We start from the raw sequence: 15,122 nt of genomic DNA, 5'->3' as shown, positions 1-15,122 counted from the left end.
GCTATGGGGCCAGCTCTTTCATCCGAAACCGGTCAGGAGTGACCCCTGAAATTTGCTGGAACATGGCGATAAATGCGGATGCGGAGCTATACCCTACATCGAGCGCCACTTCATGCACACTCTTGCCTTTGTCCAATCCAGCAACTGCATGTAAGTAACGTAGTCGCTGACGCCACTCGCTGAATGACATGCCTAACTCTTGCTGACAACGACGAGATAATGTGCGCTCCGAGGTATAAAACCGTTTAGCCCACTGTGCTAGCGTTGTGTTATCCGCAGGATCTTGTTGCAATTCGTTTAAAATAGGAGCCAGAAATTTATCTTTACTGGTCGGTAAGTAGGTATCTTGGCATGGCGAAATCGCAAATTGGTCTATCAGAACCTCCCCCAAACGAATATCTTGTGCTGTTTCAGGTTGTACAATTCCCCGTTGATACATATCTGTCATGATTGTGTGAAAAATCGGGCTTAATCGGACAACACACGCCTTATTGGCGAGCCTAGGGGTATAGGCTTTAGCAAAATCAATGATACGAAACTTTACGCTCTGTTTATTAAAGCTCGCATGCTGAGTATTCGCAGGGATCCAGATGCAAAATTCTGGGGGCGCCATATAATGCTTCCCTTCAACTTCCATTTCCATAATTCCGCAGACCACATACAGTAACTGACCAAATGTATGGGAGTGGGATTTGTACTCAGTTTGTTGGTTAATCTGCTCATGGCGCAACGCAATGAATTCAGGCTCAATAATATTGCATTCATTAATTTGCAGTACATCATTCTTTAAATTATTCATCGGCTGTCTGAAAAACGTTATCGATTGTCTGAATATCAGTATATATAATATTTCGGACAGATGTATACTCCTCTGACTGATTTAGGGAGAACGTTGTTAATGAAATATTTCCTGTTTCCGCTCGTCGCGGTGTTGTTATGGTCTGTCAATGCTATCGTCAATAAAGCAGCCGCAAGTGCTATTGACCCTGCAGCTATCTCATTCTATCGCTGGGCATTGGCCTTTTTAGTCATGACTCCATTTGTTCTGCGCTCGGTATTACGCCATGCCAAAATTGTTAAGCAACATTGGTGGCAATTGGCTATTTTAGGTGCTTTGGGAATGATGCTGTATCAAAGTCTGGCTTATTACGCCGCGCACACGGTCAGTGCAACATTTATGGGCGTGATGAACTCATTTATTCCACTGCTGACCGTCGTCATTAGTATTTTTGTTTTGCGCGTGATCCCAACAGTTGGGATTGTTGTCGGTTCCGTTTTATCATTGTTTGGTCTGGCTTGGTTAGTCAGTCAAGGGCATCCGAGTTCATTACTTGATAATGGGTTGGGTCAAGGTGAGTTACTGATGATCGTCGCGTCAGCCGCTTATGCCTTGTATGGCGTATTAACCAAACGCTGGGCGATTCAACTCTCCAGCTGGGATTCACTCTATGTACAAGTGTTCTTTGGGGTATTGCTATTAATTCCTAACTTCTTAATGGCAGACGATGTCAGTCTTAACCGCGATAATATCGGGTTAGTCCTGTTCGCTGGGATTGCGGCATCCATTCTTGCTCCAGCCATGTGGATTCAAGGTGTACTGCGTTTAGGGGCCAATACAACCTCTATCTTTATGAACCTTGCGCCCGTTTTTACCGCCATTATTGCTGTCTTCACGTTAGGTGAAGAACTAAAAAGTTATCACCTCATCGGCGGTGGCATCGTGTTACTCGGTGTGATGTTAGCCCAACAGCTACGTACACCGCTTACTCAAGTATTCACGCGTAAGAAAAAGGCGTTGGCAGAAGATACTTGTCAGTAAGTGATATCAATTAAGTAAGTACCGTAAAAAACCCTATTAATTCTAAAAATTAATAGGGTTTTGTTTATTTGCATTTTTTCATCGCCCTGTCCCCGATGAACGACTTAAGGCATTTTCACGTCTTCCTCGGTGCCCGACTCACTTTCAAAGTAATACGCACTAGCAAGCCGCCAAGCTGGTCACTTTTTAATAACTGCAATTCTGAACCGTGGTAGCTAGCGATATCTTTCACAAGAGCCAAGCCTAGTCCTGAACCTTCCAGCCCTTTTGCATTATTTAAGCGCCTGAAAGCTTTTAATGAACGGTGAATATATTTATTCTCAATACCGGGTCCCGAATCTTCCACTTCCAGCGTTACCATCGATTGCTGAGTCTCATCGGTGACAATACGCACCGTTACCACCCCTTTCTCTGGCGTATATTTAATCGCATTATCAATCAAGTTCGCACACATTTCCGCCAGTAATATCGCATCGCCTTTAACCCAACAATGTTCTAATCCTTCATAACCTAAATCAATCTTCTTGCTTTCTGATTTCCCTAAACGAGTAAAGCAGACTTGTTGGACAATATCGACCAAATTAACGGCACGATAGAGCCTAATAGCCTCTTTTTCATGCTCTTTCAAACGAGAAAGTTGCAAAAGCCGATCAGTCAAAACGATGGTGTTATCTAATGTTTTGTTAATGGCTTGCAAGCTTTGCTGCTTTTGGTGTTCATCCTCACTATTAAGAGCCACAGAAACTTGGGTTTTTAATACCGTTAATGGGGTTTTTAATTGATGAGATGCATCCGCACTAAAGCGTTCTTGGCGTTTTAACATCCGCTTTAACCGTTCCACATAGCGATTCAGTGCATCCACTAATGGCGATAACTCAGACCATGGCAGTACATTGGGAATCGGGGTGAGATCATTCGCCGCGCGCCCTAACATCAAATTAGAGAGTTTCTTCAGTGGAGTTAATAATTTACGTAAGAGTAAATACGCCAATATCAGTGTCACAACAACGACAGTACCTTGGCTCATCAGTGCAGAAATAAGCAGTTGGTTGGCGAAATCTTGCCGCGCATAAACAGTTTCGGCGACGCGGATCTCCACCATGCCTTGTATTCCACCTTCATTGATCGGTTGGAAAAATGTCGCGACACGAATGGGTAGACCCCGATATTCGGCATCGTAAAAGTAGACAAGAGCGGTGTAATGTTGGGAGCGCATCCAATAAGGCGGGATTGGCGGTAAATCATCATAGCCCGAGATCGTTTCCCCATGAGGAGCGATCACTTGATAAAACAGGCGGTCATTGTTGTTAAGCTCAAAGCTATCAAGCACTACATAGGGAACATTCACTGAGAGATGTTCATCAACGACCTGTAAGCGTTCCGCAACCGTTCTGGCTGATGCAAGCAACGTTCGGTCATAGGCTAAATTTGCCGCATTCTTAGCACTGTAATAGTGGGTATAAACCGAAAAACTGCCCAATAAAATGAGGGGGATACCGAAAAAAAGCAGTAACTGATGAAAGAGAGAGCGTGGATGAGAGACTAATTTCATACACTACACTGCTCTAATCGGTATCCCAATCCGCGTAACGTATTGATATTCACATCTGAACCCGCAAGCTTTTTGCGAACTCGGTGAACATAGAGCTCAATACTTTGTAAATTGGCTTCATCTGACAGTGAAAATACCTGCTCAAATAATTGTGTTTTTGAAACAGGTCGCCCTCTGCGATGAAAAAGTGTGTTCAATACCGCATATTCCCGCGGTGTTAAGCCTAATGGCTCCATTTTCAGTGAAAAGTAGCCTTCTTCGTGAAAACAAAGATCACCAAAACATTGGGATTCATTAATATTTCCATGGCTACGGCGTAATAACGCACGAATTCTGGCTTCTAACTCAGCAATATCAAAAGGTTTGGTAAGATAATCATCCGCCCCCGCATTCAGCCCTTTTACACGATCAGCAACATCAGAATTCGCTGTCAGTAGCAGCACCGGTGTTTCTTGGTGACGCTTACGCATCTGAGCTAACACGTCTAAGCCATTCATTCTTGGTAATGAAACATCTAATACGACTAACGAATAATTTTCAGTCTGTAATAGCTGATCCGCAATATAACCATCACTCGCAATATCCACAGCAAAGCCAGATGCTGCTAGGGCTTTCTGTAACCACAATGACAATTCATCATGGTCCTCAACCAATAACATTCTCATCAGTCGCCCACTCATTATGATTATTTATGCGTATAAGTTGGCACTCTATCGATTGAATGAAAAGTGTTAAACGCAATTTTTACCGAAGCTATCACAACAATCCTTCGTTAACTTGCTGCCACCAATAGAAATTAACATTAAATTAACATAATTAAGAAGCGAGAATATAAAACAATCTGATATGTATCACATAAAAATAATTTTATTTGTTAATGAAAGGTAAATGAAAGGTTCACCGTTCAATGATGAGTGGCGAACACACATTGTCTACAATCACACCAATAACGACATAACTGACAACAACCAAGTAACTTAATTATTGTCTAGTGAGGAATAAAGCATGAAGAAGTTCACAATCAGCACCTTAGCAGCAACGATTTTTTTAGTTGGCATTAACCAAGCAATGGCTTTGCCTGAAAGAACAGAATGTATTGCCCCTGCCAAACCTGGTGGTGGTTTTGATTTAACATGTAAGCTGGTGCAAGTCTCTATGCTAGAAACTAAAGAGATCGAAAAACCAATGCGAGTCACGTATATGCCGGGTGGGATCGGTGCCGTCGCCTACAATGCTATCGTCGCTCAGCGCCCTGCTGAACCGGGAACTATCGTGGCATTCTCTGGTGGCTCACTCTTAAACCTCGCCCAAGGTAAATTTGGTCGCTACAACGAGAATGACGTACGCTGGCTAGCCAGTGTGGGCAGTGACTATGGCATGATTGCCGTACGCGTTGACTCCCCTTATAAAACTCTCGGGGAGCTGATGGACGCCTTCAAAAAAGACCCCAACAGTATTGTTTTCGGCGCAGGTGGCTCAATTGGCAGCCAAGATTGGATGAAAACGGCGCTGCTTGCTAAAGCTATCGACCTCGACCCTCGCAAAATGCGCTATGTGGCCTTCGAAGGTGGCGGTGAAACGTTAACGGCACTCTTAGGCAACCATGTTCAGGTCATCTCTGGAGATATCAGTGAAATGACCCCGTATATCAGTGATGGAAAAATTCGCATTCTGGCTGTATACGCGGATAAACGCTTGCCTGACGGTTTAGCCAATATCCCAACCGCCAAAGAGCAAGGTTATGACATCGTTTGGCCGATTATTCGTGGGTTCTTCATGGGACCTAAAGTCTCTGATGCAGATTACAACCAATGGGTTGAAGCCTTCCAAAAACTCCAACAAACCGACGAATTTAAAAAACAACGCGACCTACGCGGTCTGTTTGAATACAACTTAACAGGACCAGAATTGGACGCTTACGTGAAAAAAGAAGTTGAAAATTATCGTGAGCAAGCCCGTTCCTTCGGATTAGCGAAATAACGGAGTCATTCCATGAGCCAACGCATATTTGCCATAGTCTGGCTGATACTGTGTGGGATCGGGTTGTATATCGGCTGGGGTATCCAAAGTGAGTTTACTTACGAACCACTGGGTCCCCGCCCTTTCCCGATAGCCATACTGTCCTTAATGACCTTATGCGCTCTTGCACTCTTATTCGGTCGCCAAGAGGCGGTTGAATGGCCAAAACCGTATGTTTTACGCCGTTTAATCTTGTTAATCATTTCATTAGTGATTTATGCATGGGCATTTGAATGGTTAGGTTTCCCATTAGCAACCACATTACTAACCATCAGTGTCGCCTTGTTATTTGGCGCAACACCGATTGCCGCCCTGATTTCAGGTCCGATTCTTGGCATTTTGCTCTTCTATGCCTTCGACAAGTTACTTGATGTCACATTGCCAATCGGCGAACTTTTTAGCTAAGGAGAAAAGTATGGAAACGTGGATGTATTTATCTCAAGGCTTTGAGGTGGCGCTGATCCCTCAAAATATTATGATTGGGTTGATTGGCTGTTTTATCGGTACGATTGTCGGCATGTTACCGGGTCTCGGTCCTATCAATGGTGTTGCCATCCTATTACCGTTAGCGTTTGCCCTAAAGCTCCCCGCAGAATCTGCGCTAATTTTATTGGCAACCGTCTATTTAGGTTGTGAATATGGTGGGCGCATTTCTGCAATATTATTGAATGTACCCGGTGATGCCGCGGCAATTATGACCACATTAGATGGTTACCCGATGGCAAAAGAAGGCAAAGGCGGCATTGCGCTGTCTATTTCAGCCGTCAGTTCATTTATCGGTTCCACGATTGCGATTGTTGGGATCATTTTATTTGCACCTTTATTGGCACAATGGTCTCTCGCATTTGGTCCCGCTGAATATTTCGCGTTGATGGTATTTGCTATCGCGTGTTTAGGCAGCATGATGAGCCAAAACCCCGTCAAGTCGCTACTCGCCGCCTTGATTGGATTGGCGCTAGCCACGGTGGGTGTCGATGCCAACTCTGGGGAATACCGTTTTACATTTGATAGTGTCAACTTATCCGATGGCGTCCAATTTATCGTCGTGGTCATCGGTCTGTTCTCCGTCAGTGAAATTCTGTTAATGCTCGAAGGAACCGCTACGGGGCAAGGCTTGATCCGCAAAACCGGTCGAATGCTATTCAGTAAAAAAGAAGCAAAAGCTTGTGCGGGTCCGACATTACGCTCGTCATTTATTGGCTTCTTTGTGGGCATTTTGCCGGGTGCAGGAGCAACTATCGCCAGCGCCATTACCTATATGACAGAGAAAAAGATTGCCGGTGATAAGGGTACGTTCGGTGAAGGGGATGTTCGTGGCGTCGCGGCCCCTGAAGCAGCGAACAATGCTTCAGCCTGTGGTTCGTTTATTCCCATGCTAACGCTTGGGGTTCCAGGCTCCGGCACGACGGCTGTCATGATGGGTGCACTAACGCTGTACAACATTACACCGGGTCCGGGGATGTTCACTGAACAACCGCATATCGTATGGGGGCTGATTGCTGCACTGCTGATTGCCAACGTGGTGTTGTTGGTCATGAACATTCCGCTGATCGGCTTGTTTACACGTATGCTCACAGTGCCATTGTGGTTTTTAGTTCCGGCGATTGCCTGTGTCTCTGCGGTCGGGGTTTATGCCGTACACAGCACCACATTTGACCTACTCCTGATGATGGGACTTGGGGTATTCGGGTATATATTGCGGAAGATGAATTTCCCTCTTTCCCCGCTGATCCTCGGGTTCGTTTTAGGTGAGATGCTCGAGCAAAACTTGCGCCGCTCACTGTCTATCAGTAATGGCGATTTCAATATTCTGTGGAGCAGCACTATTTCGAAAAGTTTATTAATTTTAGCGATACTGGTTCTGGTGCTACCACCTATCATTAAATTAATCCGCAAGCGCCGTCACCATACTGCTCAAGCATAATTCCAACTGTACGTTATGACTGTCAGATTTCGCCCCATGAACATGGGGCTTTTTTTTAAATATTAACTTTATCGTTCAATTAAATCTGCTTTCTCTATTTCTAGCGCTATTTTCTTTTAAACTAAACTTTCTTATCTCACTATTCTGTATATTTAACTCTAAATCTCGAAACCTATATTGATTACTTCTTTTATTAAAAATAATAATCAATATAATGCGCCCTTCATATTTATTATTCACAAGGAAAAAAAGTGTCAACTGAACTAAGATGTGAACAACCAAATCAAGGAGCTCCAAACTTCATTTTTATATTATTAATGATCATTGGTATACCTTGTATTCTTTTTCCTGCTTTAACCCTATTTATTATCCCTCTTGTTATTTTCAGTTCTTTTTGTTTCTTTATTCATTACTTATATTCTGAAGGGCATTTTTCCGAGATACTTTCAGGGATTGTGATAGGGATCATCATTACAGCTGTAGCCATGATCATTCCTATTGTCGGTCCAATAATCTTAGTACTTTGGATTATATATAACATTGCTAAAGCTGTTGGCAGTATTAAAGGTTTAGTTCCAGATGCCATCATCAGTATTTTACTTGTAGCAAGTTTACTCATACCGTTCATTTTAGACGTAAACCGATCTCCTTACCGCCATGATAATGATCTACCTGAAAGAATAGCTTGCGCTGCCACGTATATTATTATTTCTGCGGTTTATTATTTCAGAATGAAAAATTATCCAATGACAACAAAAGATTACCTTTTTAGGTTCTCGATTTTATGGATTTCTGGTCCATTAATTATGTTGTTAATTATGATGATTGCAATGTCGATAAAAGCCGCGTTTAGAATTACGGTCAATACAACATTAACGCCAACGACAGTGACACAAAACGTCTCAGCACATATGAGAGGCGAAACGTTGGTTAGCGCTTATACGCGAGAAGTCACTCGCAATATCGCAACAACTACAACACATGTTCTTCCCGGTGCTGGCGCTGTAGCGGCATCAGTATTAGGACAAGTTGCACCTAAAATTGATCAGAGTGAATCAGAATTAATAGCGGAAGCCTTACCTATTAAAGATCATGAATTTTTGCTAGATAATACTTACCAAACTAACACTGACCATAATTTTTATCGCTATGATGATTTTGATGACAAAAAAATCAATAATTTTGTTCAATGTGCTAACGCCAAATTTCCTAATCAACATATTAATAAAAATGACATTCTATTTTATTACAATGAAACACTGTTTGGCAGTGGTGATCATGGCGTCATTTTAACATCTGAGTATGTGTGTTGTTCACTAGGTAGATTATATGAAAGCTTTATTATTAACTATGCCGATATCAAACATGTCAGCATAAAAGGTTCTTTTAATAAAACGATCACAATCCTTAGCCAGCAAAAGAAAATGCACAAAATTGAGCTCACACAGTCAAACAAAGGTGCGATAAAGCTTTATGAATTAATCAGAGAGTTTAGTTTATAATGCTTACATTCATTTCGTCCAAATACGCTCTTTGGTACATGTAAACACAGTTTTTATCAGTCAATTACTTAAGCATAATTGACTGATATATAATTAATAAAAAACCGCTTTCGCGGTTTTCTTTTCTAATCATTCATTTTCCGGCTTTGGATAACCCTGCTCGCGTAGCCATTCACGCCCCACATCAATGGTAGGAGTCTGCACGATAAACACAAATAATGCACCGATCATCGCCCCTAACAGCGCTCCGCCAAGAAAACCGCCTGAAAAGAAACCAAAGAAAAACAACATAAAGGCTAATACGGCAGAAAGTAAAACCGCGAGTCCCGTAAGCTTCCAATATTTAGCGCCCATACGCTTTTTGCCTTCTTTCAAACATTGACGAAACAGGCGTCCCTGTTCTTTTCGCTCTAGTCCTTTTAATTCAGGAACACTTTTTGCCGTCCAATACGCCATTTTATCCACCTAGCTTTATGATTGAATTATTTATCGTGTATTTATACGCATTTTAATGATTTGATTCTCGCGAATAACTCTGATAAATCATCATAAAAACGAACTCAATAGTTCTCTGCTTTGGGATAGATGATGTGCTGGTGTTTTTTAAGCTAACCTCAATTACTTCCGTGAAAATTGCACGCATAGAACACCAAGAATAACTAAACCAATCCCCACCACTTTTCCAATTGGAATCGAACTTTGATTCATTCCAAACCAGCCAAATTGCTCAATAAATGCAGAAATAATTAATTGTCCCGCAATAACCAAAACAAAAAATGTCGTACTGCCAATGTTAGGTACTAAAATTAAAGCCGAAGTGAAATAAAGCATCCCAGCAATACCACCAAACCAAATCCAGATTGGTTGATTAAATAGCTCAGTACTGAAATGAGGCTTAGGTACTTTAAAAATAATTAAGAGTGGAATTAATACAATTAAGCTGATGACCAGAGATGTTGCACTCGCCCATAATGGATGACCTAATTGCCGCGCTAATAGGGCATTACTTGCCGCTTGGATTGGTACAACAACACCCGCAAGGTAAGATGGATTTCGCGAATTGGCTATCGCATCCCCATATTTTAGTGAGTATGAAGCCTTTTGATGCGAATGAAATTGATCATCAACTGCAATTAAGTCATCAACAACGCCGTATTGCAGTCACCGTACCTTACTGGCAAATTTACAATATTTACGCCTCCACTGATTTGGACTTTCAAATGGTCTGGCATCAACGCAGTGATGCCAATAAGGCATTAGAGTGGCTTAGAAGAATTATCGTCGAACAATTGAAAGACGAAGGCGAGCTTTATGGCGAAAACTCCGATTAATCCGTGTTACCCTATTTCGCTATCTATCAAAATTCATAAAAAAAGCGAGAGCCTTAGCCCTCGCTTTCTATTTCGTGCATTTCAGTAAATGAAACTTACGCTTTGTATTTGCTCATCACTAAGGTTGCGTTGGTACCACCGAAACCGAAGCTGTTAGACATCACTGTGTTCAGTGCTTGCTCAGTTGGTTTAGTGATGATGTTCAAGCCTTTCGCTTTTTCATCTAAATTTTCAACGTTAATGCTTGGTGCAATAAAGCCGTGCTCTAACATCAGCAAGCTATAAATGGCTTCTTGAACACCTGCTGCACCTAAAGAGTGACCGGTCATCGCTTTAGTCGCAGAAAGTGCAGGGCAATCATGACCAAACACTTCTTGGATAGCTTCTAACTCTTTAGTATCACCGACTGGCGTTGAAGTCCCGTGTGTGTTGATATAATCGATTTTATCAACACCGTGCATTGCCATTTGCATACAACGCACTGCACCTTCACCAGATGGAGCCACCATGTCAGCACCGTCAGAGGTTGCGCCATAGCCAACCACTTCCGCATAAATATGCGCGCCACGTGCTAATGCGTGCTCTAACTCTTCAACAACGACAATACCGCCGCCGCCAGCAATGACGAAACCATCACGGTCTTGGTCATACGTTCTGGATGCTTTTGATGGCGTTTCGTTGTACTTGGTAGACAGTGCGCCCATTGCATCGAATTCACAGGTCATTTCCCAGCTTAGCTCTTCACCACCACCCGCAAATACGACATCTTGTTTGCCCAGTTGAATCAGTTCAACTGCGTGACCGATACAGTGTGCAGAAGTTGAACATGCAGAGCTGATTGAGTAGTTAACACCTTTGATTTTGAATGGTGTTGCTAAGCAAGCAGAAATACCGGAAGCCATCGCACGGGTTACCATGTAAGGACCCACACCACGCAGACCTTTTGCACGCATGCCGTCAGAACCCGCAACTTGGTTACGTGGGGAACCGCCACCAGAACCGACAACAACACCCGTACGCAGGTTAGACACTTGGTCTTCCGCTAAGCCTGAATCTTTAATCGCCTGTTCCATTGACAGGTAAGCATAGACAGAGCAATCACTCATGAAACGGCGGACTTTACGGTCAATCAAACCTTCAGTATCCAGCTTTACATTACCCCAGACATGGCTACGTAGCCCTGCCTCTTTAAATTCTTCTGAGAAAGTGATCCCGGAACGACCTTCCTTCAGAGAAGCCAGTACTTCTTCCTGGTTATTACCAATGCTGGAAACAATACCTAGGCCAGTTATGACTGCACGCTTCATTCGTTACCTCATGTCTATAATTATATGATTACGGGATTACAGGTGTCACTTTAGCTTACACTTGTACGCTGAACAAGTCCGATCAGGGTAAATATTTGTATTTTTTTCTCTGTGACACAAATAAGGCTTTTATGTGACGGTAGCCTTACATTCATATCGGCGTTAGAATTCAGGCATGATTTTGCAATGACGGACCTAAACGTGAAAAAGACAGCTGTACAAACCGCTCACCTCAGTTGGAATGAGGAAGGCACTCCGATCTCAGAACAGTTTGAAGACATTTATTTTTCTAACCAAAATGGGTTGGAAGAAAGCCGCCATGTGTTTTTGCAGGGAAATCATTTCCCACAACGATTTCTAACACATCAAGATGAAACTTGTGTGATTGCGGAGACTGGATTTGGTACTGGCTTGAATTTTCTCGCTTTATGGCAAGCTTTTCATCAATTTAAACGTGAAAATTCCAATGCAACATTACAGCGGCTCCACTTTATTAGCTTCGAGAAATACCCGCTATCAAAAGCCGATTTAATTGCTGCACATCGCTGTTGGCCAGAGCTTGCTAGCCTTTCACAACAATTATGTGAACAGTGGCCATCTGCCCTTCCTGGTAATCATCGACTTATTTTAGAAAATGGCGCAATCACCCTCGATTTATGGATTGGTGATGTAAATACGCAAATATCCGTACTTAATGATAATTTAAACAATAAGATAGATGCATGGTTTTTAGATGGTTTTGCACCCTCAAAAAATCCACAAATGTGGAGCGAACAGTTGTTCGCTGCAATGGCAAAATTTGCTCGTCAAGGTGGGACATTTGCTACCTTTACAGTGGCCGGATTTGTTAAACGCGGACTCCAGCAAGCGGGCTTTACCATCAAAAAAGTGAAAGGGTTTGGTCTGAAACGTGAAATGTTGACTGGCCTCTTAGAAAACAACCTGACAAGCCTGACGGCACCTTGGTTTGCTCGTCAACCCGCCACCCGCACCGATGATATTGCAATTATTGGGGGTGGGCTCGCCAGCCTCACCTTGGCTCGTGCACTCAAAAGCAGAGGCGCTAACGTAACAATTTATTGTAAAGATCAACAGGTTGCCCAAAATGCCTCTGGCAATCGTCAAGGTGCGGTTTACCCTTTACTGACAGGGAACGATAACGCCTTGGAGCGTTTTTTTGTGAGTGGATTTCCATTTGCTACCCGCTTTTATCAACAACTCCACGCGCAAGGGCTGCCTTTCAATGGGCAATGGTGCGGGGTGAGCCAAATGGCGTATAGCCCTAAAGCCACCCAAAAAATCGATAATATGCTGCAAATTGAATGGCCAGAAGAGTTTGCAGTGGGTAAAGACCGGCAACAGCTAAGTGAACTCAGCGGTGTAGATGTAAACCATCGCGGGATCTATTATCCAACGGGCGGTTGGCTATGCCCAGCTCAGTTGTGTGAAAGCTTAGCGAAAAATCTAACTCAGCAAGGCATGAATATTCATTTTGGGCAGCAAGTTACTGACTTACAGCATGCCGAGGATGGCTGGGAACTCACGTTTGATAACCAGCAAAAAACACATCATCAGACTGTCGTCATTGCCAACGGTCACTTATTAAGCCAATTTGAACAAACGAAAAATCTGCCTATCACCCCTGTTCGTGGGCAAGTCAGCCACATTCCAACTAACCCAACACTGCGACAATTAAAAACTGTATTGTGTTTTGAAGGCTATATGACCCCCGAGGATGTGACAAATCAACATCACTGTTTAGGCGCTAGCTACCAACGCGATAATTTGGATCTTGAATATTCAGAGGCAGAGCAGCAAGAAAACCTGCAAAAATTACTCACTAGCCTTCCGGATGCCGATTGGACGGCACAAGTGGATATCACCGACCAGCAATCACGCCAAGGAATACGCTGTGTGATCCGCGACCATATGCCGCTTCTGGGAAATGTGCCTGACTTTAATGCATTGATACAACTTTATGCCGATTTACCTAGCCAAGTACGTCGGGAACAACCTATTTCATCCTCGCCAGCGTATCCAAATCTGTTTGTATTTGGGGCGTTAGGTGCTCGAGGGCTTTCCACTGCACCTCTTTGCGCTGAAATTTTAGCGGCACACATGTTTGGAGAGCCCATACCCGCAGATGATGACGTGCTAGCAGCACTGCATCCAAATCGTTTCTGGGTAAGAAAATTACTGGCAGGACGTCCAATCACCACGAAAGAAGCATAAACGAAAAGAGGGCTTCTACTTGGAAGCCCTAATATTTAATTGACGCTCAATTGCATAGCGCAGCGATCTGCTGCTTGAAACCCTGCATCGACTTCCTGTTGTAAAATCGCGTCTAGCTCAGGTGTTAACTGAGATGCCGCCATAATAGAAAAGCCTAAACGCTGATAGTAAGGTGCATTCCACGGAATATCTCGGAATGTGGTCAGTGTGACATGACTCACTTGCTGGGATTTAGCGAAATCAATAACCTGCGTGATAAGCCGTTTACCTAAGCCTTTCCCTTGCGCTGATTGCTGTACCGAAAGCTCCACAATATGCAGATTACCTGTTAAGTGTTCTACCATAATAAAGCCAACAGGTTGATCATGGCTGTCAACGACTAGCCATTCTAAGCCTTTACGGATACATTCAACGTGATTTTCTACCGGCTGAACCTCACCTTGAGCTATCCAATCAAACTTAGGATGCCCCGCGAAGGTTTGTCCTGCAGATTCTTCCACCGCAGGTAAAAATTGAGCATCTTCATGGGTTGCTAATCGAATGGAATACATGCAATCAATGGGATCCATAAAACTAACGCACAGTATCCAGCAGAGTTTTCCACATACCCAGCACTAAAACTTGGTCTGGTGGTGTTAATTCACCTGCTTTGATGGCATTTTGGATACTCAGCTCAACACGCTGGTACAGCGCATCAACACTGGATTCATTCTCTTCTTCTAACTCGGCGACAGCAAGGGTTAAGTGACCACGCAAATAACCACCAGCAAACAGCTCATCATCGCTGGCGTGTTCAACCATATCATCAATTTTCGTCAGTATGCGTGTTTCAAAATCCGCAAGCATGCTTAATCCTTACTGTAGTGGGTGATTCTATTAGGCGAAAATATCTTCCGGATAAGGAAACAGTTCCGCAGAAAGTGGAGGTGTATTGTAAAACGATTGTAACGCATTAATAAAGCGTAGCGGTCTTTCTGGGATACCTTTTTCGAGGTACTCCATCACTTGCCCATGGACTTTACGCATAAATGCGATACGGTCAGGTTCAAAATCCCCTTCCAAGTTGTCACAACTCACATTGAAAGGAATACCTGCTGCAACACAGAAAAACCAATCAAATGCCTGAGGTTTGATTTCAACAACCTCAAAATCACATTGGGTTTTCTCATCGCGACCATCTGGGCAATACCAGTAACCATAATCTACCTGCTGACGACGGGCTTCCCCAGCGATGCACCAGTGAGAAATCTCATGAAGTGCGCTCGTGAAAAAACCGTGAGCAAATACGATTTGGTGATATGGCGTGGTGTCATCTGCGGGTAAATAGATAGGCTCGTCATCCCCTTTTACCAACTTGGTGTTGTACTCTTTGCCGAAACATTGTTCAAAAATATCAATAAGTTGCTGATAGTGATGTTGGGTCATGGAACGCTTAA

Annotated in this window: 16 protein-coding genes; 7 read left to right on the top strand and 9 right to left on the bottom strand. The window is 43.3% G+C overall.

Translation table 11 applies throughout. The annotated features are described in order from the left end of the window. Position 1 precedes the first annotated feature (1 nt). Complete coding sequence (locus PSF16_RS05780) at positions 2-799, bottom strand: AraC family transcriptional regulator (protein ID WP_006660255.1); 798 nt, start codon at positions 797-799, stop codon at positions 2-4. A gap of 99 nt (positions 800-898) precedes the next feature. Between PSF16_RS05780 and PSF16_RS05775 the strand changes: the two genes are divergently transcribed. Next, entirely contained in the window at positions 899-1,819 is a 921-nt protein-coding gene (locus tag PSF16_RS05775) for a DMT family transporter (RefSeq protein ID WP_006661348.1), read from the top strand. A 115-nt stretch (positions 1,820-1,934) separates the two neighbouring features. Here PSF16_RS05775 and PSF16_RS05770 read toward each other — a convergent pair whose 3' ends face one another. Continuing rightward, the gene (locus tag PSF16_RS05770) at positions 1,935-3,371 is read right to left on the bottom strand and encodes a sensor histidine kinase (RefSeq protein ID WP_006661347.1); all 1,437 of its coding nucleotides are present in this window, start codon (positions 3,369-3,371) and stop codon (positions 1,935-1,937) included. After that, positions 3,368-4,036 (bottom strand): transcriptional regulator TctD, encoded by a 669-nt coding sequence (tctD, locus tag PSF16_RS05765; RefSeq protein ID WP_006661346.1) that lies wholly within the window; start codon positions 4,034-4,036, stop codon positions 3,368-3,370. Before tctD ends, PSF16_RS05770 begins: the two co-directional genes overlap by 4 nt. A 340-nt stretch (positions 4,037-4,376) precedes the next feature. On the opposite strand from tctD, the gene PSF16_RS05760 reads away from it, so the two are divergent. From PSF16_RS05760 to PSF16_RS05745, 4 genes are all read left to right on the top strand, one after another. After that, on the top strand, positions 4,377-5,351 hold the full coding sequence (locus PSF16_RS05760; protein WP_272688950.1) for a Bug family tripartite tricarboxylate transporter substrate binding protein: 975 nt from the start codon (positions 4,377-4,379) through the stop codon (positions 5,349-5,351). Between the two features lie 12 nt (positions 5,352-5,363). After that, a complete protein-coding gene (locus PSF16_RS05755; protein WP_036966163.1) occupies positions 5,364-5,795 on the top strand; it encodes a tripartite tricarboxylate transporter TctB family protein in 432 nt (143 codons plus the stop codon). A gap of 10 nt (positions 5,796-5,805) precedes the next feature. Continuing rightward, positions 5,806-7,314 (top strand): tripartite tricarboxylate transporter permease, encoded by a 1,509-nt coding sequence (locus tag PSF16_RS05750; RefSeq protein WP_036966166.1) that lies wholly within the window; start codon positions 5,806-5,808, stop codon positions 7,312-7,314. Positions 7,315-7,565: 251 nt separating this feature from the next. Next, positions 7,566-8,816, top strand: a complete 1,251-nt coding sequence (locus tag PSF16_RS05745; protein WP_036975378.1) for a hypothetical protein — start codon at positions 7,566-7,568, stop codon at positions 8,814-8,816. 129 nt (positions 8,817-8,945) lie between these two features. On the opposite strand, the gene PSF16_RS05740 is transcribed toward PSF16_RS05745, so the two are convergent. Then, complete coding sequence (locus PSF16_RS05740; RefSeq protein ID WP_006660246.1) at positions 8,946-9,272, bottom strand: hypothetical protein; 327 nt, start codon at positions 9,270-9,272, stop codon at positions 8,946-8,948. A gap of 162 nt (positions 9,273-9,434) precedes the next feature. Next, a complete protein-coding gene (locus PSF16_RS05735; RefSeq protein WP_272688954.1) occupies positions 9,435-9,836 on the bottom strand; it encodes a DMT family transporter in 402 nt (133 codons plus the stop codon). Between PSF16_RS05735 and PSF16_RS05730 the strand changes: the two genes are divergently transcribed. Next, a complete protein-coding gene (locus tag PSF16_RS05730) occupies positions 9,788-10,147 on the top strand; it encodes a LysR family transcriptional regulator (RefSeq protein WP_272688949.1) in 360 nt (119 codons plus the stop codon). The genes PSF16_RS05735 and PSF16_RS05730 overlap by 49 nt on opposite strands. A gap of 95 nt (positions 10,148-10,242) precedes the next feature. Here the strand turns inward: PSF16_RS05730 and fabB are convergent, their stop codons facing one another. Then, the gene (fabB, locus tag PSF16_RS05725) at positions 10,243-11,454 is read right to left on the bottom strand and encodes a beta-ketoacyl-ACP synthase I (RefSeq protein ID WP_006660244.1); all 1,212 of its coding nucleotides are present in this window, start codon (positions 11,452-11,454) and stop codon (positions 10,243-10,245) included. Positions 11,455-11,655: 201 nt separating this feature from the next. Between fabB and mnmC the strand changes: the two genes are divergently transcribed. Further along, positions 11,656-13,686, top strand: coding sequence for a bifunctional tRNA (5-methylaminomethyl-2-thiouridine)(34)-methyltransferase MnmD/FAD-dependent 5-carboxymethylaminomethyl-2-thiouridine(34) oxidoreductase MnmC (gene mnmC / locus PSF16_RS05720; RefSeq protein ID WP_272688948.1), 2,031 nt, complete (start codon positions 11,656-11,658; stop codon positions 13,684-13,686). Between the two features lie 35 nt (positions 13,687-13,721). Here mnmC and PSF16_RS05715 read toward each other — a convergent pair whose 3' ends face one another. Genes PSF16_RS05715 through PSF16_RS05705 form a run of 3 tightly spaced genes read right to left on the bottom strand, consistent with a single transcriptional unit; the run spans position 13,722 to position 15,111 of the window. Further along, positions 13,722-14,255: a GNAT family N-acetyltransferase gene (locus tag PSF16_RS05715; protein ID WP_272688947.1), complete on the bottom strand. Its 534-nt coding sequence runs from the start codon at positions 14,253-14,255 to the stop codon at positions 13,722-13,724. A gap of 4 nt (positions 14,256-14,259) precedes the next feature. Further along, entirely contained in the window at positions 14,260-14,532 is a 273-nt protein-coding gene (locus tag PSF16_RS05710) for a YfcL family protein (protein ID WP_006660241.1), read from the bottom strand. Between the two features lie 30 nt (positions 14,533-14,562). Then, positions 14,563-15,111 (bottom strand): elongation factor P hydroxylase, encoded by a 549-nt coding sequence (locus PSF16_RS05705; protein ID WP_006660240.1) that lies wholly within the window; start codon positions 15,109-15,111, stop codon positions 14,563-14,565. Between the last annotated feature and the right edge of the window lie 11 nt (positions 15,112-15,122).

It is taken from the genome of Providencia sp. PROV033 (assembly GCF_028484855.1).
In the GTDB taxonomy this organism is placed as follows: Bacteria; Pseudomonadota; Gammaproteobacteria; order Enterobacterales; family Enterobacteriaceae; genus Providencia; species Providencia alcalifaciens.
Note: the sequence above shows the minus strand (reverse complement) of the source record. Positions and strands in the feature narration are given on the sequence as shown.

Excerpts from the sequence above, each read along its gene's own strand:
- PSF16_RS05780 (WP_006660255.1), bottom strand. The coding sequence starts at position 799 with ATGAATAATTTAAAGAATGATGTACTGCAAATTAATGAATGCAATATT.
- PSF16_RS05775 (WP_006661348.1), top strand. The coding sequence starts at position 899 with ATGAAATATTTCCTGTTTCCGCTCGTCGCGGTGTTGTTATGGTCTGTC.
- PSF16_RS05770 (WP_006661347.1), bottom strand. The coding sequence starts at position 3,371 with ATGAAATTAGTCTCTCATCCACGCTCTCTCTTTCATCAGTTACTGCTT.
- tctD (WP_006661346.1), bottom strand. The coding sequence starts at position 4,036 with ATGAGAATGTTATTGGTTGAGGACCATGATGAATTGTCATTGTGGTTA.
- PSF16_RS05760 (WP_272688950.1), top strand. The coding sequence starts at position 4,377 with ATGAAGAAGTTCACAATCAGCACCTTAGCAGCAACGATTTTTTTAGTT.
- PSF16_RS05755 (WP_036966163.1), top strand. The coding sequence starts at position 5,364 with ATGAGCCAACGCATATTTGCCATAGTCTGGCTGATACTGTGTGGGATC.
- PSF16_RS05750 (WP_036966166.1), top strand. The coding sequence starts at position 5,806 with ATGGAAACGTGGATGTATTTATCTCAAGGCTTTGAGGTGGCGCTGATC.
- PSF16_RS05740 (WP_006660246.1), bottom strand. The coding sequence starts at position 9,272 with ATGGCGTATTGGACGGCAAAAAGTGTTCCTGAATTAAAAGGACTAGAG.
- PSF16_RS05730 (WP_272688949.1), top strand. The coding sequence starts at position 9,788 with ATGGATGACCTAATTGCCGCGCTAATAGGGCATTACTTGCCGCTTGGA.
- fabB (WP_006660244.1), bottom strand. The coding sequence starts at position 11,454 with ATGAAGCGTGCAGTCATAACTGGCCTAGGTATTGTTTCCAGCATTGGT.
- PSF16_RS05715 (WP_272688947.1), bottom strand. The coding sequence starts at position 14,255 with ATGGATCCCATTGATTGCATGTATTCCATTCGATTAGCAACCCATGAA.
- PSF16_RS05710 (WP_006660241.1), bottom strand. The coding sequence starts at position 14,532 with ATGCTTGCGGATTTTGAAACACGCATACTGACGAAAATTGATGATATG.
- PSF16_RS05705 (WP_006660240.1), bottom strand. The coding sequence starts at position 15,111 with ATGACCCAACATCACTATCAGCAACTTATTGATATTTTTGAACAATGT.